This is a genomic window from Eisenbergiella tayi (assembly GCF_001881565.1).
Lineage (GTDB): Bacteria > Bacillota > Clostridia > Lachnospirales > Lachnospiraceae > Eisenbergiella > Eisenbergiella tayi.
This window is the reverse complement of the sequence record NZ_MPDJ01000005.1, coordinates 851,562-871,968: the sequence shown is the minus strand read 5'-3', so window position 1 is coordinate 871,968 and position 20,407 is coordinate 851,562. Positions and strand designations below refer to the sequence as shown.

16 protein-coding genes and 1 other RNA gene are annotated in these 20,407 nt (G+C 48.5%); 16 read left to right on the top strand and 1 reads right to left on the bottom strand.

Going from position 1 to position 20,407, the window contains the following annotated elements; genetic code table 11:
• The first annotated feature begins 54 nt into the window (after nucleotides 1-54).
• Nucleotides 55-864, top strand: a complete 810-nt coding sequence (locus BLA28_RS21890; protein WP_081330155.1) for a polysaccharide deacetylase family protein — start codon at nucleotides 55-57, stop codon at nucleotides 862-864.
• Nucleotide 865: 1 nt separating this feature from the next.
• Here BLA28_RS21890 and BLA28_RS21885 read toward each other — a convergent pair whose 3' ends face one another.
• Complete coding sequence (locus BLA28_RS21885) at nucleotides 866-1,162, bottom strand: DUF3795 domain-containing protein (RefSeq protein ID WP_069158727.1); 297 nt, start codon at nucleotides 1,160-1,162, stop codon at nucleotides 866-868.
• Between the two features lie 476 nt (nucleotides 1,163-1,638).
• Between BLA28_RS21885 and BLA28_RS21880 the strand changes: the two genes are divergently transcribed.
• The 15 genes from BLA28_RS21880 (at nucleotide 1,639) to BLA28_RS21810 (ending at nucleotide 20,395) form a co-directional block, all read left to right on the top strand.
• Complete coding sequence (locus BLA28_RS21880; protein WP_044972507.1) at nucleotides 1,639-2,484, top strand: Rpn family recombination-promoting nuclease/putative transposase; 846 nt, start codon at nucleotides 1,639-1,641, stop codon at nucleotides 2,482-2,484.
• Nucleotides 2,485-2,573: 89 nt separating this feature from the next.
• Nucleotides 2,574-2,835, top strand: an RNA gene (gene ffs, locus BLA28_RS21875) — signal recognition particle sRNA large type.
• 324 nt (nucleotides 2,836-3,159) lie between these two features.
• On the top strand, nucleotides 3,160-4,185 hold the full coding sequence (locus BLA28_RS21870; protein WP_169897285.1) for a LacI family DNA-binding transcriptional regulator: 1,026 nt from the start codon (nucleotides 3,160-3,162) through the stop codon (nucleotides 4,183-4,185).
• Entirely contained in the window at nucleotides 4,178-6,001 is a 1,824-nt protein-coding gene (locus BLA28_RS21865; protein WP_071699467.1) for a glycoside hydrolase family 13 protein, read from the top strand. The genes BLA28_RS21870 and BLA28_RS21865 overlap by 8 nt, the downstream gene beginning before the upstream one ends.
• Entirely contained in the window at nucleotides 5,991-7,316 is a 1,326-nt protein-coding gene (locus BLA28_RS21860; protein WP_071699466.1) for an extracellular solute-binding protein, read from the top strand. Before BLA28_RS21865 ends, BLA28_RS21860 begins: the two co-directional genes overlap by 11 nt.
• Nucleotides 7,317-7,421: 105 nt before the next feature.
• Complete coding sequence (locus BLA28_RS21855) at nucleotides 7,422-8,303, top strand: carbohydrate ABC transporter permease (RefSeq protein ID WP_242955509.1); 882 nt, start codon at nucleotides 7,422-7,424, stop codon at nucleotides 8,301-8,303.
• A 25-nt stretch (nucleotides 8,304-8,328) separates the two neighbouring features.
• Nucleotides 8,329-9,174, top strand: coding sequence for a carbohydrate ABC transporter permease (locus BLA28_RS21850; RefSeq protein ID WP_071699465.1), 846 nt, complete (start codon nucleotides 8,329-8,331; stop codon nucleotides 9,172-9,174).
• 121 nt (nucleotides 9,175-9,295) lie between these two features.
• Entirely contained in the window at nucleotides 9,296-10,459 is a 1,164-nt protein-coding gene (locus BLA28_RS21845) for a glycoside hydrolase family 18 protein (RefSeq protein ID WP_071699464.1), read from the top strand.
• 82 nt (nucleotides 10,460-10,541) lie between these two features.
• Complete coding sequence (locus BLA28_RS21840) at nucleotides 10,542-11,465, top strand: radical SAM protein (RefSeq protein WP_242955507.1); 924 nt, start codon at nucleotides 10,542-10,544, stop codon at nucleotides 11,463-11,465.
• 150 nt (nucleotides 11,466-11,615) lie between these two features.
• Nucleotides 11,616-13,070 carry an IS1096 element passenger TnpR family protein gene (locus BLA28_RS21835; RefSeq protein ID WP_071699463.1) on the top strand — a complete coding sequence of 485 codons (1,455 nt, stop codon included), beginning with the start codon at nucleotides 11,616-11,618 and terminating at the stop codon, nucleotides 13,068-13,070.
• A gap of 173 nt (nucleotides 13,071-13,243) precedes the next feature.
• The gene (locus tag BLA28_RS21830; RefSeq protein ID WP_071699462.1) at nucleotides 13,244-14,554 is read left to right on the top strand and encodes an MFS transporter; all 1,311 of its coding nucleotides are present in this window, start codon (nucleotides 13,244-13,246) and stop codon (nucleotides 14,552-14,554) included.
• Nucleotides 14,555-14,693: 139 nt separating this feature from the next.
• Nucleotides 14,694-15,542, top strand: coding sequence for an AraC family transcriptional regulator (locus tag BLA28_RS21825; protein ID WP_071699461.1), 849 nt, complete (start codon nucleotides 14,694-14,696; stop codon nucleotides 15,540-15,542).
• Between the two features lie 346 nt (nucleotides 15,543-15,888).
• Nucleotides 15,889-18,405: a helix-turn-helix transcriptional regulator gene (locus tag BLA28_RS21820; RefSeq protein ID WP_071699460.1), complete on the top strand. Its 2,517-nt coding sequence runs from the start codon at nucleotides 15,889-15,891 to the stop codon at nucleotides 18,403-18,405.
• A 195-nt stretch (nucleotides 18,406-18,600) separates the two neighbouring features.
• Nucleotides 18,601-19,209 (top strand): WxL domain-containing protein, encoded by a 609-nt coding sequence (locus BLA28_RS21815; RefSeq protein ID WP_071699459.1) that lies wholly within the window; start codon nucleotides 18,601-18,603, stop codon nucleotides 19,207-19,209.
• A gap of 25 nt (nucleotides 19,210-19,234) precedes the next feature.
• On the top strand, nucleotides 19,235-20,395 hold the full coding sequence (locus BLA28_RS21810; RefSeq protein ID WP_071699458.1) for a DUF916 and DUF3324 domain-containing protein: 1,161 nt from the start codon (nucleotides 19,235-19,237) through the stop codon (nucleotides 20,393-20,395).
• The last annotated feature ends 12 nt before the right edge of the window (nucleotides 20,396-20,407 follow it).

Genomic DNA, 20,407 nt, shown 5'->3' with positions numbered 1-20,407 from the left:
AGGATTATGAAATCCGGGGAGTAAGTGCGGCTGATGAAGAGAGGAGAGAAGGGTATGGTAAAGGAAGGAATGAAGAATATTTATATCTGTTTTCCAGAGGGAAAGCACAAGGTGCTCACCATGAGCTTTGATGATGGAAGGCTGGAGGACAGACGGCTGGTGGATATTTTCAACCGTTACGGAATCAAGGGGACATTTCACGTAAATTCGGCAATCAGGGATGAAAAGAGGGTGCCTGTTTCCGAATACCGGGAACTGTATAAGGGGCATGAGGTGTCCTGTCATACCTGTACTCATCCCACGATAGCCAGGTGTCCCATGGAGCAGGTGGTGAGCCAGATTCTGGAGGATCGCAGAAACCTGGAAGCGGCAGTGGGATATCCGGTACGGGGGCTTTCTTATCCGAACGGTTCCTATAATGAGGAAATTGTTAAAATTCTTCCGGCGCTTGGCATCCGTTATTCCAGAACGGTTGAAGAGACAAACGGATTTGCCATGCCGGAGGATTTCCTGAAATGGAAGGCGACCTGCCATTATAACCATAATCTCATTAAGCTGGGAGATGAATTCGCGGCTCTGCATAAAACCCAGTATCTTTATATGATGTATGTATGGGGACACAGCTATGAATTTACAGATCATGATAACTGGGAGGTTATGGAGAATTTCTGCCGGCGTATGGGAGGCAGGGAGGATATCTGGTATGCGTCCAATATAGAAATCGTGGATTATATGGAGGCCGCCGGCCGGCTGCAGTTCGGGGTAGGTGGGGATATGGTATACAATCCTTCTGCAGCCTCTCTATGGATTGAAGTGGACGGCGGGAAAAGGGAAGTAAAGGGGGGACAGCTTCTCAGGCTGTAAATTATGCTTTTCCGGCCCATCTTTTACATTGTTCTATGCGTGCGCCCACGGGAGAGTCTCCATTTTCTTCATCACAGGAATAGCTTGTGAGTAAATCACAGGGGATTTCCGGACACTGTCCGCAATGGACAAGGCCCTTTTCCTGACAGCAGACGGCAACCGGGCATTCCCCGTGAAAGGGGTTGCCGTTTGTGGGGATACAGCCCCTGCAGCCATGGGATTCTTTCCAGGTGCAGCCGGTACAGTGCAGGCCGCAGCGGGAATCAACGGTATCTGTGAAAATAAGTGTATTAGCCATAATTATGCCTCCTCAATAATGCGTATAATTTTACTTATGGCAGCGGTGCTGGTTTTTCCTTCATCTGCTGCCGGTTCTTTGGGTACATGGATGTGAAACATGAACCGTCATCTTTGTTTTTTCTTCAGGGCTGTTTCCGCAGTCCTGTTCTTTATTTTCATAAAAATTATCTTCTTCTGTTTAAGATTAGCATGACTAACATGACAGCTGATTGTCCTGTTTCTTTATTTTTGGATGTGCAGATAAATATTTTATCTTAAATAATTTATATAATAGCAGATTGCAGATAATGTTGGAAAAATTTATGTTTTGTATTATAATTATTTTATCTTATTTATCTATAGATATCATGGCAGGTCTGCCGACAGATTCCGATTTGAAATGGTGAACAAAAGAGGAGGGATGCTTATGGATGATTTCTGGCTGTAATGGTTGAAGGAATTACCGGAAATATGATAAAATAAAGGAGAATAGGAATGACGGAGAGAAAAAGTAAAATGCTCCCCCTTAGCCAGTTGACCCTTTTGGATCGCTTTTTATTTGATGCGGCTATGGAGGATAAGGATTTCCATAAGAGTGTCCTGCAGATTATTTTAGGAAAGGAAATCACTTTCCTGACCAAAAATGAAACGGAGAAAGAGCTGCGGGTCAGTCCTCTGTTGCGCTCCATCCGTATGGATGTGTATGCAATGGATGAGGATGGGATTATTTATAATTCGGAAATGCAGAAACAGTTGAAGTATGATTTGCCCAAGAGAAGCAGATATTATCAGGGAATGCTGGATTCTTCCCTGCTGGAGCCGGGATCCATCCGGTTTGATTTGCTGAATGATTCTTATATTATAATTATAACGCCTTATGATGTTTTTGGCCTTGGGAAATACAGGTATACCTTCCGGGCCAGATGTGATGAGGAATTGTCCTGTATTTTGCCGGATGGGGCAGTGCGTATTTTCCTGAATACAAGGGGAAAGAACCGTGAGGAAGTTGGCGATGAGTTGGCATGGTTTCTGGAATATGCGGAGAAAACGGATGAGGAAACCGTCAGGAAGTCAGGAAGTGAGGTCCTCCGGAGAATCCATGAGCATATCTGTAAATTGAAAGCCAGTGAAGAGATGGGAGTGAGGTATATGCAGGCATGGGAAGAAAAAGTGAAGGAACGGGAAGATGGTAGGGAAGAAGGCCTTAAGGAAGGCCTTAAAGTAGGTATAAGCAGAACAAAAAGGGTTCTGAAGCTTGCTGCCGAGGGAAAGAAAAAAGAAGAAATTGCGGAAATATGCCAAATTACTGCAGAAGAGGTGGCTGAAGTGCTGGAGGAGTAACCGCAATATCGGCATGAACGGCAAAATTTTATCTGTGCCAAAAACCAAAAGGATTGACAAATCGTTCAAAAAAAAGTATACTAATTAGACCGTGCAGCCGGGGGATTAGCGGTCCCCTGTACCTGAAATCCGCTATAGCAGGGGTGATGTCCGGCTTAGGGCTTGTGCCTGTGTGGCTGCCCTTTATAAGTGGCGTTGAAGTTTGGGTCTTACGCAACGGATGTCTGCGAACCGTGTCAGGTTGGGAACAAAGCAGCACTAAGCAGAATTTTCCGTGTGCCGTGAGGGTGCCTGGCGGAGTTAACTGTAAAGGTAACGCATATGGGTTTATGTTCGAAGCAGGACGCACGGTCTTTGAATTTTATAAGGATGGTTTTTCCGGGATTTAATAAAGGATTGCGTCAGTTCATTTCATAATAGTGGAGTGAACCGGCGCTTTTTTATGTATTTATATAAAAATGTACGTAATGAAAAAATACACAAAAATAAAGAAATCGATTAATGGAAATTAACCAAAATTAAAAATCATTTACAGATCCTATTGACAAGGAAATTGATATAGAATATGATTTATATATGCAAACGATTGCGCAAACAAAATTGTATATTAAAAATAAATAATCATATTTTTTTTATTCTTTCGTGCAAACGTTTGCACTAATGAGAGGAGTACATATGAGCGTAACAATCAAGGACATTGCCAAAAGGGTGGGGGTGGCCCCATCCACCGTTTCCAGGGTGGTAAACGGGAGCGCATCGATTTCTGAAGAGACAAAAAGCAGGATCCTGCAGGTGATGGAGGAGATGAATTATCATCCGAACAGCCTTGCCAGGAATCTGGTGAATGGAAGCACTTTTTGTATAGGCTTGATTATGGATGCAAGGGACGAAGGTACTTTTTCCAATACCTTTTTTAACAGAAGTGTATATGCCATTGAAAAAGTGACCCAGGCAAACGGTTATAATCTGCTGATTGCCAATGATGACAGCAGTATGGGTGTATCTGCCGTGGAGAAGCTGGTTCTGGAGAAAAAGGCGGACGGGCTGATCCTGCCTTCCAATTGTGTGCGTACCGGCCTGGTGGAGATGCTGTTGAGGAATGAATGTCCGTTTGTGGTTTTGGGAGAACCGGCGGTTATGAAAAAGGAAGCATGCTGGGTGGATGCCAATAATGAAGAAGGGGCAAAGGAGGCGGTGCTCCATCTTGCCAAAGAGGGCTTTGAGCGGATCGCATTTTTGCTGGAAAACAGGAATACCGTATTTGCGGAAAAACGTCTTGCCGGTTATCTGGAAGGAATCAGGACTGCCGGGCTGGAAGAAAATCCGGATTTCATAAGAGAATGCGGACAGCCGGAGCAGGGAGGAAGCATAGCGGAGCATATGCTTGAGGGAAAAAAGCGGCCGGATGCCTTCTTATGTTCCAACAATGTGATCGCTTATCATGTGCTGCAGACATTAAAAAGAAAGAATATTTCCGTACCCGGAGAAACAGGGGTTGTCACCTTTGATAATTACCCTTTTGCTCAATATATGGATCCGCCTTTGACCGCTGTGGATGTAGATACCTTTGGGATAGGAGAACAGGCGGCCTTCCAGCTGATTCATAAAATAAAGAGGGCGGACAGCGGCAATCAGCAGACCCTGATATCCACCAGGCTGCTGGTACGTGAATCCTCCCGGAGAGGAGAAGTGAATGAATAGGGGAGCTATTCTGCATTCCTGTATCCTGCCGGACATTTATGCCAAAAACAGAAGCCTTTTAAGCTTCCGGCTGCGGACGGCAAGAGAGGATGCGGCGGAATGCAGCCTGGCTGTTTACGCCAGGACAACGCCGGAAAGGATACGGAAATTCCGTATGACCTGCAGCCTCCGCGATAAGGAGGCGGACTATTATACGGTGGAGGTGCCGTTTTCCAAAGTGGCAAGATACCAGAAATACTATTTCGAATTGGTGGGGAAGGGAGGCGAAAAGCTGTATCTGACTTCCTGGGGTATTCAGGAAAAGGTTCCAGAGGATGGTTTTTTTGAATTTCTTTATGCCAATGAAAAGGACTGTCTCACCATCCCTGAGTGGAGCAAAGGCCAGGTTTATTATCAGATATTTCCGGAGAGGTTCTGCAACGGAGACAGGGAAAATGATCCGGAGGGCTGCGTGGATTGGGGGAGCGCACCGGATAGGGATCATTATATGGGAGGGGATCTGCGGGGAATCTGTTCCCGGCTGGATTACCTGGAGGATCTGGGTGTGCAGTGTCTGTACCTTACACCGATCTTTCGGGGAGATTTTAATCACAAATATGCCACTACGGATTATTTTGAGGTGGATCCTTCCTTCGGTACCAAAGAGGAACTGGCGCAGCTGGTGGATGCCTGTCATAAAAAAGGAATCCGTATCATACTTGACGGAGTTTTCAACCACTGCGGAATCCATTTCCCGCCCTTTCAGGATCTGCTGGAGAAGCAGGAGGCTTCCCCGTACAAGGACTGGTTTATCGTGACGGATTTCCCGGTTACGCTTTCCCACCACAGCTATGAATGTGTGGGCGCTTATAAATGGATGCCGAAGCTGAATACATCAAACAGGGAGGTGAGGGATTTTGTCCTCAGCGTTATGGACTATTGGATAGATAAGTTCCATATAGACGGCTGGCGGCTGGATGTGTCGGATGAGGTGGATGGCAGCGTATGGACGCAGGCCAGGACCTTTCTTAAAGAAAAATATCCGGATTGCCTCCTGCTTGGGGAAACCTGGGGGAGCGGCAGGAAGCTGATGCTGGGAAACCAGATGGACAGTATCATGAACTATATTTTCCGGGACAGCGTAAGGGATTTTTTCGCGGCGGAAAGCATAGATGCCGCGGATTTTGACGGGCGGCTGAACCATATGCTGGCGGAATACCCGGAAGAGATGCAGCAGGCTCTGTATAATCCGCTGGACAGTCATGATACGGAACGGTTTCTGTATCTGTGCGGGGGAGATAAGCGCAGGCTTCGGCTGGCGGCGGCCTTCCAGTTTGTATTTCCCGGTTCCCCGGTTATCTATTACGGGGATGAAATCGGTATGACGGGGGCTAATGATCCGGACTGCAGGGGGGCTTTTATCTGGGAAAAGGAAAAACAGGATGAAAAGCTGCTTCGCTGGTACCGCAGGCTGGCCGCACTGCGGAAGGGATCGGAGGTTCTGAGGAAGGGAAGCTTTACGGCGGTCTTATGTGAAGGCAGAACCTATGGTTTTATGAGAAGCCTGGGGGAGGAAGAGCTCTATGTGCTTCTGAACGCGGGAGAGAAAAAAGAAGCGGTGCTTCCTGTGGCTTCTCCGGGGAAATATAAGATTATTTTTTCAGACAGAGAGGAAGAGGAAGGAAAAACAATCCGTGCCCGATGGGCGGAGGACGGAGGGAAAAATGGTGTGAACGGTGACCGGATGGACTGTCAGGGAAGGCTGGAGCTCATGGCCGGAGAGTGGTCCGTTTTGGTCATGGAAAAAGAAAAGGAGGAAAGAGGTTATGAAGAATAACAAAAAAATACTGGCAATTGTACTGACAGCTGCATTAAGCTTGGGGGCTCTGACAGGCTGTGGTAAATCGCCAGTAAATTCTGAAAGCAGCTCACAGGACGGTCCGCAAAACAGTACTGAGAGCAGCGAGTCAGCAACACAAAAACAGGATGAGGTCACAATCAATTTCTGGCACCATTACAGTGCGCAGTCTGCGGAAAATGAAACACTGATGAATGTGCTCATTCCCGAATTTGAAAAGGAAAACCCCGGTATCAAAGTAAATGCAGTTTCCCATGAATGGGCGGATCTGCACGATAAGATTCTGATTAATGCCAAAGCGGATACCCTGCCGGATGTGGCGCGTCTGGACAGCGCCTGGATTCCGGAATTCCAGAAGATGGGGATTTTGCTTCCGCTGGATGAAGAAATGGCTGATTTTGACGCCGTATCCGGCGGCCTTCTGGACAGTGCCATGAGCACCGCGCAGATAGGAGGACATTTCTACGGCCTGGCGTTGAACACCAATACCAAAATTCTTTTTTATAACCAAAAGGCCCTGGAGGACGCGGGACTTCCCGTTCCGGCCGACATGGATGAATTTGTGGATACCGTAAAGGCTCTTTCGGGTACCAATGAAAACGGGCAGCAGGTATGGGGATATAACGAACCGGCCCTGGCAGGCTGGAACCTGTGTCCTTTTATCTGGAGCTGCGGCGGGGAGCTTACCGATCCCGGCCAGACGAAAGCTTCAGGCTATATTAACAGCCCTGAAACCGTAGGAGCCATTCAGATGCTGGCAGATTTATACGCCCAGGGAGCGATTACCGGCTGGAACAGCGGTGATATTCCTATGACAGATGGTTTTGGGACAGGCCGTTACATGCTTCTGCTGGAAGGTCCCTGGAAAATAGCGGAAATGCAGGGAGCATATCCGGATTTTGCTTATGGGACAGCGCCTATGCCCGCAGGAAAGGGCGGTTCGGTTTCCGTTCTCGGAGGAGAGGATATTTCCATGTTCCAGTCCGCCAATAAGGAAGCCGCCTGGAAATTTATGCAGTTTATGACGTCGCCCTACGCTCAGGAAGAGATGGCAAAATGCGGCCAGATCCCCGTAAACGAAGAGGCTCTGGAAAGCGATACGGTAAAAGAGGCTGATTTCGCGCCCTTCATCGATGCTATAAAAACAGCGAAAAGCCGTCCTACCGTAGCCAGCTGGTCGGAAATTGACAGCGAGCTTGCCACAGCCGTAACAGCCGTAATGAACGGGGATAAGACCGCCCGGGAGGCCATGGATGAGCTGGCGGTTAAAATGGATGCGCTTCTGGCTGAATGATATAACCGGACAAAGCTGCTTTCATTTATTATAGACCAGGTCTGTCCGCTTCGTCAATGGTACGGAGCGCGGACTGTACTGCGGCAATGCGCAAAGGAGACATGGATGATGAGAAAAACATGGGGCAGCAGGATGCAGATCGGACTCCTTTTGCTGCCGGGAGTATTGATTTTCGGAATATTTACTCTGTATCCTATAGCAAAATTATTAATTATGAGCTTTTTCAAGTGGGATTTTGGCTCCATACTGAATCAGGAATTTATCGGTTTCGCCAACTATGGGGAAGTATTCCGGGATCCGTATTTCCATACAGTATTTGTGAATTCCATCGTGTATACGCTGGTGACGGTTCCGGCCCAGATGCTGCTCGGCCTGCTTACAGCGCTGTTTATCAACAGCATCAGCCACTTCCGGATTGGATTCCGTGTGCTGTATTATCTGCCGGTTATCACGTCCTGGGTCATTGCCTCCCTGGTTTTCAAATATGTGTTTAATACAGAAGGAATGCTGAATTATTTCCTTACCGATATCATTCATGTGACCAGCCGGAATATCCGGTGGCTGGATACCCGGTGGGGAGGGCTGACCATAGCCATGCTTCTTGGCATATGGAAAGGAATCGGCTGGAATATGGTGGTATTTCTGGCCGCGCTGCAGACAGTGCCTCAGGAGCTGTATGAGGTGGCCTCTCTGGACGGGGCGGGGAGCGTGAGAAAGTTTTTCTCCGTAACCCTCCCCTCTATCCGGGGGACAGTCCTGTTTGCGCTGGTCATGCTCACCATCGGTGGCTTCAATGTATTTACTTCTATTAAAATGATTACCGACGGCGCGCCGGGACATCAGACGGATACGATATTGACCTGGATGTACTATAAAGCCTTCAGCACAGGCAAGTTCGGTTATTCTGCGGCTCTGTCCTTTATAACGGCGGTGGTGCTGGGCATACTGGCCCTGTTTCAGTTCCGGCTGATGCGCAGCAGGAATTAGGCATAAAAAGCCGGGAGGATTGAAAATGAAACTGACAAAAAGAAATGCCGTACAATTTCTGTTATATCTGCTTCTGACGGCGGGCCTGGTGATTGTGGTAATGCCTTTCTGCTACATGATAAGCACCTCACTGAAGCCCAATGGGGCGCTCTATGAATTTCCGCCGCATTTTTTCCCGTCGCTTAAGGAAATTACACTGGAGAATTATGATTACATATTGCATCAGGGGAAATTTTATATGAATTTTCTCAACAGTGTGCTGGTATCCGGTATCACTGTGACCATCGCTGCATTTGTGGCCGCCGCTCTGGGCTTTTGTATTGCCCGCTTCCGTTTTCCGGGAAGGAGCTTTCTCTTTTTATTTATTATGCTCACTATGATTATTCCCGGCACCACGCTGATCGTTCCTCAGTACGAGCTGGCAGTAAAGCTGAAGGTAATCAATAACCTGTGGGGACTGATTCCCTTTTACGTGGCCTGGGTCATCCCGTATTCCACTTTTATGATTAAAGGTTTTGTGGAAAACGTGCCAAAGGAACTGGATGAAGCCATATATATGGACGGAGGGGGTGTGTTTACCGTATTTTTCCGGATTGTGTTTCCTCTGGCGAAGCCGGGAATCGCTTCGGTATCTATTTTCAATTTCCTGACGGCCTGGGAAGAATTTCCCTGGGCCAATACGGTAATAAATGACAACCTGAAAAGAACCCTGCCCATAGCCATATCCGGATTTTTCGGACAGCACCAGTTTACCCAGTGGGGCTACGTATTCGCCCTTTCGGTACTGAGTCTGCTGCCGATTCTGATAATTTTTATTTTTTGTCAAAAGTTCTTTGTTGCCGGTCTGACGGCGGGAAGTGTTAAGGGTTAATTGGTTATTGCCAAATATTGTGTGTTGTATCGTTTATATGCTGACTATATACTTATGCCTGAGGGTCCGTGCCGGAAAGACAGACCCCCGGGCATATTATTGTTTTTAAGAAAGGAAGCATATGAAGAAAAAAAATATTGCACATTCCCTGATAGCGGCAGCCGTTTTGTTTCTTGCAGGTACAGGCCTGAGAGCAGAAGCTGCTCCGGCAAAGTTAAATAAAGGAGATACGGTGGTTGGGTATTATACCAACTGGTCTTCCGATAAAGGCTACAATCCGGCGGATATTCCGGCAGGGAAGCTGACTCATCTGAATTATGCTTTCGCTAAGATAGATCCTGCAGTGAACACAATAGCTGTGGCTAATCCGGAAAAAGATTTGAAAAATTTTGAACAGCTCAGAAATATGAAAAAGAAATATCCGGGATTAAAAACGCTGATTTCCGTAGGAGGCTGGGATTATTCTACATATTTCAGCGTCGTGGCGGCAACAGAGGAAAGCAGGAACCAGTTTGCGGCAGGATGTGTGGATTTTATACTCACCCATGGATTTGACGGAGTGGATCTGGACTGGGAATATCCTGTGTCCGGAGGGCCGGCGGGGAATATCAACAGTCCGGAGGACAAACGTAATTTCACCCTTCTGCTGTCCGCCATCAGGAACCAGCTGAATGTGCAGACCCAGCGGGACGGCAAAAAATATTATCTCACCATAGCAGGCGCTGCCAATTCTAATTATCTGAATAAGATAGAAGCACAGCAGGTAGTGGGGCTGGTGGATCATATTTTCGTCATGGCCTATGATATGCATGGATCCTGGGATACCTATTCGGATTTTGGAGCGCCGTTATACAATCCCCAGGAGAGAAGCCCTCAATATAAAAACAGCGTGCATGACGGCGTTCAGGCCTATCTGAATGCAGGTGTGCCGGCAGACAAGCTTGTTCTCGGAATGCCCTTTTATGGCTATATTTATGAAGGGGTGGGAGCGGCTCAGGAAGGAAGATACAGTACTTTTTCATCCGCACGCTCTATCAGCTATAATAGTATTAAAGGAACCTACCTGAATAACCCGGCATTCTCTTCCTTTTACCATGAAGGGGCTGCGGTACCCTATCTGTACGGAAACGGCATCTTCATTTCTTATGAAAATCCCCGTTCCATCGGGACTAAGGCGGCATTCGCCAGGAATCTCGGTCTGGCAGGGGTAGGAATATGGGAGCTGTCACATGACAGCGCAGGAGAACTTCTGGAAAGTGCCCGGGCCGGGTTGATCGGAGCATAGCAGTCTTGCAAAAAAGGATTCCATTGCGTATAGTAAATGACATAGGAAATGATAAGAAAAATCATCCGGATAGGGACAGGCAATGGAAAATCGAGTTACGGAATTTGAACAGATGATGAAGGATTGTACACTGTGCCCCAGAAACTGCCATGCTGACAGGCTTGGCGGAAGAAGGGGCTACTGTGGACAGGGGGCGGAGATCATGGCGGCAAGGGCGGCACTCCATTTTTGGGAGGAGCCCTGCATTTCCGGGGAAACCGGATCAGGCACCGTGTTTTTCAGCGGCTGTGTGCTGCGGTGCGTATACTGTCAGAACCATAATATTGCGGAGAGCAGAGCCGGCAGGATAATCGGCTGGGAACGGCTGTCTGAAATATTTCTGGAACTTCAGGATAAAAAAGCGAATAATATTAATCTGGTAACGCCAACTCACTTTGTCCCGCAGATTGCGCTGGCATTGGAACGGGCAAAGCTTGGGGGACTGCACATACCTGTAGTATATAATACCGGAAGCTATGAGCGGGTGGAGACCTTGAAACGGATGGAAGGCCTGGTGGATATTTATCTGCCGGATCTGAAATACATGTCTTCCCGGCTGGGAGAGAGGTATTCCCATGCGGATGATTATTTTGAAACCGCATCGGCCGCTATTGCGGAAATGGTAAGGCAGACGGGCGGACCGGATTTTGATGATAAAAGCGGTCTTATGAAAAAAGGAGTCATTGTACGGCATCTGGTTCTTCCGGGCTGTACGGCAGATTCCAAAAAGGTAATATCCTATCTTTACCATACCTATGGTGACAGGATTTACATCAGTATTATGAACCAGTTTACACCGGTGTGTGATTTATCCTCCTTTCCGGAACTGAATCGGAGGATAACTGCCCGGGAATATGAAAAGATTGTGGATTACGCCCTGGATATCGGAGTGGAAAACGGGTTTATCCAGGAAGGGAATACGGCAGAGGAAAGTTTTATACCGGAATTTGACGGAGAGGGGCTGTGAAAGTTCTGTCTTCCATTCAGGCGCTGCCGGTGCCGGATGGGAGAGGGACCTTTGCAGGCCTTTTTTAGAAAAAATATTGTGGGATTCCTATTTGTAGTCTATGATAAAAGAAAGAGTTTTCCAGTATTTGTCTACTAGCAGGAGGAATCTATGGAAGGAACAAAAGTGTATACTTTTATGGTAAGGTTCCGGGATAAGCCCCAGGTATTCCGGATGATACAGATCGACGGCGGAAAAAGCCTGGAGGATCTGCATTATGCCATACTTGAGGCGTTTGATTTTACCCCGGAGCATTCATATATATTCAGCCGGAATCAGGTTTTTTATGATCCCAAAGGCTGTGCCGCATCTGATAACGGCAGCGGAAAAACAGAGAATGATGTATGTCTTGAGAAATTGGGCTGGGAGCTGAAGGAGACCTGGCTGTATCTTTATGATTTCGACAATGAATGGATGTTTGATGTGACATTGATGAAAACAGAGGGCGGACAGGATCAGGGCAGCAATCAGGCAGTGAGGAAAAAAAGGGAACTGGAGAAATACCCGGATTCAGAGGAGGATTGGGAGGAAGAATCGGAGTTTGACAAACCTGTGGAGGTCGTATGCAGCAGGAAGAGCATGAAGTCCATTATGGGGCAGAGAGATGAAGAAGAACTGAAAAAGCTTCTGAAAAAGCTGGGGATGGAAATCCCTGAGGCGGAAAACAGAAAAAAGAAAGCGGATGTTTATGCCGCCGCTCTTATTGATGTCCTGGAAGGGGACAAAGAGCTCATGATGAAGCTGTTTACAGGAAGAGGAGGCCGATTCCTTGCCGGGCTGGCGGGGGAGCGGACGGTAACCCTGGGAGACTGCATGATGCATATGAATGAGATGGATATGTACCATGCATGCGGGCTGGTGGATTTGGAGAACATCGGTGATGCGGTAATCGGGCTGACAAAGGAAGGAAGGGAATATGCAGCGCTCTGCGGGCAGGAAAAATGGAAGGCCTGTCTGGAAGAAAAAGAAAGGCTGGAAAAACTGCTGTCTCTTCTCGTTGACATATATGGGGCGGCAGAGGTGGGATATCTGTACTCTATGCTGAACATGTATCAGGAGGATACGCTTGACCCCGATGAATTTTACGAAGGGATCGCTGCTCTTGCTGCTTTATGGAATGATTATACAGAGTTCAGGGATGAGGACAGCGGCCAGACTTATCTGAGCATCCTTGACCGGGAAGAAATCGCCTATGTCCTTAAGCAAAGAAAAAGAATCGGCGTGAAAGGCTATAAACCATTCTGCAGGGAAAAAATGGAGGCCATCCTGGAAAATGGGGTTTCGGTACTGATACCTTCTGTCAGGAGGTTGCTGGATTGTCTGCAGACGTCAGGCGGATTAGATTATGATGCAAGTATGATGCTGGCGATGAGTTTTGTCCAGGAGGTGTCCCTGAACCCCGCTCCTGAGGCTGCTTTGGCGATGGGAAGGGAACTGCTGGAGGACTGGGGGATTGAGCCGGATGATAATGTGGAAGAACTGCTGAAGCTGGTTGCCGGAGAAGCTCCGTCCGCCCTTTTGATGGGGTATTCCATAGAGGAGTATAAAAAACTGTTGGGTATATAAGAAGAGGTGAAACCATGGAAAGACACGAAAAAATCATCATGGATGTATTACTCTGTACAAGGTTCAGTGTATGGGCGGAACTTGTACAGAGGTTTGCAGCTACAGAGCAGTAAATACCGCCCGCATTGGATTTTGTACTTATAGGAAATAAAAAAACTATAAGGAGAAAACCAATGAATTTTAATAAAAATAAAAAGAACGGATTTACAGGTTATATTATTTTCTGGCTCAGCCAGTCCGTTTCCCAGCTGGGGAGCGCCATGACAGGCTTTGCCCTCATGATTTGGACATATAAGCAGACGGATTCCGCGATGACGGTATCTCTTATGACTTTTTGTTCTTATATGCCTTACATCCTTGTCAGCCTGCTGGCAGGTTCCTTTATAGACAAACACAGCAAAAAGAAAATTATGCTGGTGTCCGATTCGGCAGCCGCTCTGTGCACTGTTTTTATCTGGGCAATGCTGGCGGGAGGAAGACTGGAAATATGGCATATTTATGTGGTGAATGTGATAACGGGTTTTATGAATGCTTTTCAGCAGCCCGCCCAGTCAGTGGCGATAGGAATCCTTGTGCCGAAGGAGCTGTACGCAAGGGCCAGCGGCATGGATTCCTTTTCCAATAACCTGCTGACGGTTGTGACACCGGTGCTGGCGGCTTCTGTCAGCGCTTTCCGGGGACTGGAAGGAGTGATACTCCTTGATCTATGCAGCTTTGTATTTGCTTTTTGTGTGCTCCTTATTTTTATCCATATCCCTGAGAAACCGACAGGGGAGAAAAAGAAAGAAGCGCTGTTTTCCGGCCTGAAGGAAGGGATTGATTTCCTTAGGAAAAGGAAGGGACTGGCTTACATGATTCTAAGTATGTTCCTCATCAATTTCTTTTCCAGGCTGACCTATGAAAATATCATGTCTCCCATGCTTCTGGCAAGAACCGGCGGAAATGAGCAGATCATGGGTATCGTGAGCAGCGTGCTTGGAATCGGGGGGATCGCGGGCGGCCTGCTTGTGGCTTCCGGCCGGATAAAAGGCAGTCCGGTAAAAATGATTTATCTGTCTGCGGCCTTTTCATTCCTGTTCGGGGATCTGGGGATTAGTTTTGGACGAAATGTGTGGATATGGAGCCTGGCGGGGCTTGCCGCCAGTGTCCCGATTCCCTTTGTAGCCGCAGGGCAGCGGATGATTCTGTATAACCGGATTCCGAGAGAAATCCAGGGCAGGATTTTTGCGGTGAGAAATGCGCTGCAGTATTCCAGCATTCCGCTGGGGATTCTTTTGGGAGGCTGGCTGGCGGATTATGTGTTCGAACCGTTTATGAAGGGCGGTTCTCCTGCCGCAGCTTTTCTGGGAAGGCTGACGGGAACAGGGAGCGGAAGCGGCATGGCCCTGATGTTTTCATGTACGGCAGTGCTCGGGGCGGCTGCCAGTATTTATTGGTATGGGAATAAGGATATAAGGGCGCTGGATGGGAAGGAGGAAGAGTAGCTGGTAAAATTACCGAAAAAGGGTATCGGAAACAGCCGGAGCCATTGCTTAAAATGTGGCAAAAAATGTTAAGACAGGAAGGAGTTTGTTTTTTATACTATTCATGTAGCTATTACATAAGAAGCGCGGAGGTGGTGTATTGAACAACTTCACAAAAATTGGCGAGGCATTGAAGTATATTGACGGACATCTGGATGAAAAGATAAATCTGGAAAGCCTTTCGGAGAAATTTTATTTTTCACCCTATTATTTTCACCGGTTATTTACAGCTGTGGTAGGGAAATCTCTGGCGGCATATATTCGGGACAGAAGAATTCTCTTTGCCTGCAGACAGCTTGGCACTACGGATAATACTATTTTGGAGATTGCCCTTAACTGCGGTTTTCATTCCGCACAGGCATTTTCAAGAACTTTCAGTGATTTACAGGGAATTTCTCCCAGTGAATACCGGAAACAGGGATATCAGCCTGATATAATAAGTGCGGATGAGCTGGTTATGAGGTTTACCAACAGGCTGAGAGGCGGAATTCTTCTTAATCCGAATATTATTAAACGTGATCGGATCCTCATTGCCGGTACCTGCGGGGACGGCAGTAAAACATGGGATGTATGGAATGCTTTTGAAAAACTGAGCGCAGAGAAACCTTTGGGCAACTCTTTATCAGGGCATGGCTATGAAGTCCGCATGTATGAAGGGGAACGTTGTACCGTTTATGCAGGAAACGTGGTATCTGACAGGAAAGTGGACAGCGCATACACATTATTGGAGCTGCCGCCCTGCCGTTATGCTTCTTTTGAGGTTTATGTATCGAATGGTTATGAGAGTGAAAATAACGCCATGGATGAATGGCTGGCCTCGAATGAAGAAGGTTATTCTGAAAAACTCCTGAATGGGATAAATTATTGTGTGGAGTATTATGATGAACGCTTCAGCGGCGAAGAGAGCGGATCTATTGTGGAAATATGGATACCGATAGAGAAGGGCTAAAGCCGTGGATTCAAAGGAAAAAGGTAAAATAGAAAAATGATATAATCGAGCAGGAGGGAGTGATTAACTCCCGTCCTCTCACAGCACCGTATATGCCATTTGTTACACGGTACTTTCAATAGTTGACATACACAGGCTGATAGGCTGTGGCTAAATCATAAAAGCCACAGTTTATCAGTCTTTTGTGCGATAATACTCTTTTAACCGTTGTTGTATATGTATAGAATACCGTAAAACATTTAAAAAATGCTGACGATCAGCAATACATGCATGATAAAGGGACATACTATGAATAAATTCCGGCACATACGCTGTAGTGCTGGCCGAATTGACTGGAGGTGAAGAAATGGCGAATACTGTCCCGGATGAGCAATCAGGCAATGAAAACGGAATCAGGCGTCCGCGGGTGGAATCCATTTTGGCGTCGGCTCTGCAAAAACCACTGGCTGTACTGCAAGGCGGTGCCGGCTTTGGTAAAACCCGAGCTGCCGCAGATTATCTGGCCCGATCTGAATACCGCACCGTCTGGTACAATTTTACGACCCTGGATAACAACCCCTCCCGTTTTTGGGAAAGCGTGACCGCTGCCTTTGCCCTGCACCACCCTGCCTTGGCGGAAAAAATGAAACTGCTCGGCTTTCCGGACAGTTCGCAAGCCTTCAGTGTGTTTCTTACTGATCTGACAGAGAATCTGTACACCGACAGACAGGCGGTTGTGTTTGTGTTTGACGACCTTTTCCTTGTGGATGACATCCAGGTAAGGACTTTTTTATCAAACCTGATTGCCGCGCGGCTGGAAAACAGCTGTTTGCTTCTGCTTGCACGTTCCTGGCCGGTTGCCGGCATCGAGGCGGCCATGCCGATGCAGCTGGTAGGTGCGGATGATTTGTGCTTCACCGATGAAGAGGCACAGGCTTTGTTTGCATCATCCAATATGCAGGTCAGCCTTGAAGAGGCCACAGCCGTCAATCGTTATGTCTCGGGCTGGCCTATCGCCCTGTCCCTTCTGAAAATGGTAATGCGGCGGGAAGGCACACAGGCCGCCATGGATGCCTTGTCCGTCTCCAAACCACGTTTGTTTGCCATGTTTGAACGTGAGATTTTCTCCCAGTACACGCCGAGAGAGCAAACCCTGCTTATCCTTCTGTCCGGGCTGGAGTCGTTCCCCCGGGGTATGGTACAGGCCGTAAGCGGGGAAAAAGGACGGGATCTGGATCAGCTGATGGGCGGCAATCTCTTTATACGGTACAACGCGAGTGTCAGGCGGTTTTATTTTCACCCGCTGTACCTGGAATTCCTGCGGGAAAAGCGCCACACCCTCGACGAAGAGTACGTGACTATAACCTATCGAAGGGCAGCGGAATGGTGCCGGGAAAACGGCCACTACTATGACGCAATAAATTATTACCGCAGGATCGGCAGCCACCAGGAGGTATGGGATATTTTGCTGCTTTTTGAGGCTTCCCGGCACACCCAGACAGAGGCGGAATTTCTTATTGAACAAATCAAATGGCTGCCGGATCACTTCCGCAGTAAAACCCCCATGACCCGTATTTTGCTGGCGGTGATGCTGACTAACAACCTGAGATTTGAGGAAGCGGCTGCCGTCCTGGATGCGGTACAGACGGAATTGGAAAAGACGCCGCCGGGTTCCGCCATGCTGGGGGAATGCTATGCCGCCCGGGGGCTTATCATGCTGGGGCGGGAAGAAAACAATTTTGATGTGTGGTTTCAAAAGGCTGACGATCTGCTGCCGAATGGCAGCAGCCGCTGGAACAACAAGCTGCGGCTGGTGGATCTCGGCCCTGGCCTGAACCTGCAGAGTGCCCGTGCAGGTGAACTGAAGAAAAGCCTGGCCTGCTTCGCCGCAGGAGTACCCCCAATGACACGGGTACTGCACGGGGCAGGCTATGGGCTGGATCACCTGTGCGAATGCGAGTTTGAATTTTTGACGGGAAACGCCAGAAAAGCAATTGAACCTGCCTATCAGGCTTTGTACACGGCACAAACGAAGTCCCAGTATGACATTGCGGGCAACGCGCTGTTTATGCTGCTGCGTATTTACACGGTGCTGGGGGAGTACCAAAATATCCAGGACACGCTGAAGCATGTGCACGAATACAAAAAAATGGATGCTGCCGCAGGCTTTGGTATCTGGGACATTACCTTTGGATGGTTTTATTCCGAGCTGGGCGAAACAAACCGCGTAGCCGGCTGGGTGCGCAATGCCGTGCAGTATGGGCACGCCCCGGTAGGCATTGAGCGGGCGCTCCTGGTACGCCTGCGCTGCCTGATCGCTGATGGTCATTACCACGAGGCACTGGCTCTGCTGAACCAGTTTGAAGCAGTGGCCAAAAGCAAAAGCGCTGTGATTACCCAAATATATGTGCAGTTATCCCGCGCGGTAACATATCATTATCTGAGGCAGCACACCTCCGCTGACACAGCGCTAAAGGCTGCCTACAAACTGGCCAGCGGAAATGGGATTGTAATGCCTTTTATCGAATATGGCAACCGCACGCGCTCGCTGCTGCAGCGCGCCCGTGAAACTGGAATACCGGGTATTCCCTCCGGCTGGCTGGAAGAGGTACACGCACGAGCCTCTACCTTCGCCAAACGCCACGCCTTCCTTACAGGCCGCTATCACCAGCAGCAGAATCTCCGACAGAATTTCGGACTCAGCAAACGGGAAATCCACCTGCTGGAGAATCTGAGCCAGGGTCTTACGCGGGAAGAAATCAGCGCCAGTATGGAAATCAGTCTGAATACCGTGAAAAGCATGACCAAACAGGTATTTGCTAAACTGGGAGCCATTAACAGTGCGGATGCGGTGCGCATCGCCATGGCAAATCAAATTATATGACCTTCTGTTATGTTACGGGAAAGCGGCAGGGAATACCCAAACGAGAGTAAGAAACAGCGGTGTATCAGCGCCGCTTTTTTTTATATTCAAAAGGGTGTTGTACGCGATTTCGCATTTGGTATACTTGGTTTCAAGGTAAATCTAAATTTTGCTTGTATAGATTTGCGAAATTGAATACAAAGGAGAAAACTTAGAATGGATAAGACAAAACAAATTGGAAAAAAGATTACGCTGCTTGCACTTTTGGCAGCGCTGATTCTGACCATGACAAATCAGCCGGTGCAGGCCGCCGCAGTCGGAGATAGTACCACAGGAGATACCCAGGCCGTCGTGAGCTTCAAAGCCGGTGACCTGAAGCTGCAGGCCGCGCCCGCCCTGGACTTTGGGCAACATGAAATTTCCGCTGCCGTACAGGTCTACACCGCCGAAAGTGTTGGCGATCCCGTGCGTATCAGCGATTTACGCGGCAGCGGTGAAGGCTGGAGCCTGACGGTGGCTCTGTCCAAATTCCAGCTGAAGGAAGACGGGGGCGATACCCTTGCCGGAGCCGTGATTAATACGTCCGCTCCAACCGTGAAAACCAACGCCGAAAACCTCGGTAAGCCGCCGGTGCAGGTTACCGAAATTGAATTGACTTCCGACGGAACGGTTACCCGTGTTTGGAATGCCGAAGAAAAATCCGGCATGGGTGTATGGGAGTTGGAATGGATCGCCGGAAATACCACACTGACTGTGTATCCCGGAACTGCAGAGGAAGGCGACAGCGAGGCTGTCCTTACCTGGAATCTGCAAAGTACGCCCTGATGGAGCCTGAACAAAAGGAGAGATTATGTTTTTAAAGAAGCTGCAGAAAAAAATACTGGCCCAACTTCTGTTCATCATGGTTATGATCGTCCTGATGCCGCTGGGAATTATCCCAGCTCTTCGGGCGCAGGCGGCTGCCGGCCAGACAGATGGTATTGGCTATTATGTGCGCGCCGTGCTGCCGGACAACCAGATTAGTAATAACCTGAGTTACTTTGACCTGCGTATGCAGCCAGGACAGTCCCAAACACTGGAGGTGGAGGTCGTAAATGAAAGTGACAAGGTTATCACAGTGGATCTGGCCGCTGTCAGCGCATCCACCAACCGCAACGGTATCATTGACTACAAAACGCCGGACATCCGGGATGAGACACTGAAAATACCTTTCTCCGAGATTGCAGCGCCCGAGGATACCAGCATAGTCATTGAGGCGCATAGCGCTGCCATGGCACGCATCACTATCGACATGCCCGCCGAAGCATATGACGGCGTGGTTTTGGGCGGTCTGGTGTTTACCCAGCGGCCTGAAGACAACGCCCCCGCCGAAGGGGTGACCCTGCAAAACATATATAGCTATGTGCTGGGTGTAAAACTGAGTGAAACGGATGTGGATGTACAGCCAGGTTTTGAACTGGTAAGTGTGGAGGCCGGAACCGTCAACTACCGTCCTGCCATGATCCACTTCATCCGCAACAAAGAGGCTGCCATTGCGAAAGGTGTGGATTTGCACATAGTTGTACGGGACGAGAGCGGCAGGATAGCAGGCGAATTTACCCGTCGGGGCGTGGATATGGCTCCAAACTCGGTGATGCCTCTGGGCGTAACGCCAATATCGGGCAATTCCGGAACGGATAACGCCTCGGAGAATATTGCCCCATTTACACACGGAACGGAAAACGCCGGGGGAGACATTCCCCAGCTTAAGCCCGGCAATTATGAGAGTGAGATTACGCTGGACTACGAAGGGGAGAGCTGGTCTTTTCTCCAACCATTCACGGTAGGCAGTGTACAGGCCGACGAACTCAACACGGCTTTGCCCGGCACAGCCGCACATCCTTCCTCGGAAGGTTCCTGGATGATGGCTCTTTTAATCGGCACGAGTATCCTCGTCTTGATCCTGCTTATGATCATCCTGCTGCTGGTACGCCGCGAAAAAGACCGGCAAATTTATCCCCCGGCCCCATAACAAACAGACCGA

Excerpts from the sequence above, each read along its gene's own strand:
- BLA28_RS21865 (WP_071699467.1), top strand. The coding sequence starts at position 4,178 with ATGAATAGGGGAGCTATTCTGCATTCCTGTATCCTGCCGGACATTTAT.
- BLA28_RS21885 (WP_069158727.1), bottom strand. The coding sequence starts at position 1,162 with ATGGCTAATACACTTATTTTCACAGATACCGTTGATTCCCGCTGCGGC.
- BLA28_RS21810 (WP_071699458.1), top strand. The coding sequence starts at position 19,235 with ATGTTTTTAAAGAAGCTGCAGAAAAAAATACTGGCCCAACTTCTGTTC.
- BLA28_RS21880 (WP_044972507.1), top strand. The coding sequence starts at position 1,639 with ATGACGGAGAGAAAAAGTAAAATGCTCCCCCTTAGCCAGTTGACCCTT.
- BLA28_RS21890 (WP_081330155.1), top strand. The coding sequence starts at position 55 with ATGGTAAAGGAAGGAATGAAGAATATTTATATCTGTTTTCCAGAGGGA.
- BLA28_RS21835 (WP_071699463.1), top strand. The coding sequence starts at position 11,616 with ATGGAAGGAACAAAAGTGTATACTTTTATGGTAAGGTTCCGGGATAAG.
- BLA28_RS21855 (WP_242955509.1), top strand. The coding sequence starts at position 7,422 with ATGATGAGAAAAACATGGGGCAGCAGGATGCAGATCGGACTCCTTTTG.
- BLA28_RS21860 (WP_071699466.1), top strand. The coding sequence starts at position 5,991 with ATGAAGAATAACAAAAAAATACTGGCAATTGTACTGACAGCTGCATTA.
- BLA28_RS21830 (WP_071699462.1), top strand. The coding sequence starts at position 13,244 with ATGAATTTTAATAAAAATAAAAAGAACGGATTTACAGGTTATATTATT.
- BLA28_RS21820 (WP_071699460.1), top strand. The coding sequence starts at position 15,889 with ATGGCGAATACTGTCCCGGATGAGCAATCAGGCAATGAAAACGGAATC.
- BLA28_RS21850 (WP_071699465.1), top strand. The coding sequence starts at position 8,329 with ATGAAACTGACAAAAAGAAATGCCGTACAATTTCTGTTATATCTGCTT.
- BLA28_RS21815 (WP_071699459.1), top strand. The coding sequence starts at position 18,601 with ATGGATAAGACAAAACAAATTGGAAAAAAGATTACGCTGCTTGCACTT.
- BLA28_RS21845 (WP_071699464.1), top strand. The coding sequence starts at position 9,296 with ATGAAGAAAAAAAATATTGCACATTCCCTGATAGCGGCAGCCGTTTTG.
- BLA28_RS21870 (WP_169897285.1), top strand. The coding sequence starts at position 3,160 with ATGAGCGTAACAATCAAGGACATTGCCAAAAGGGTGGGGGTGGCCCCA.
- BLA28_RS21840 (WP_242955507.1), top strand. The coding sequence starts at position 10,542 with ATGGAAAATCGAGTTACGGAATTTGAACAGATGATGAAGGATTGTACA.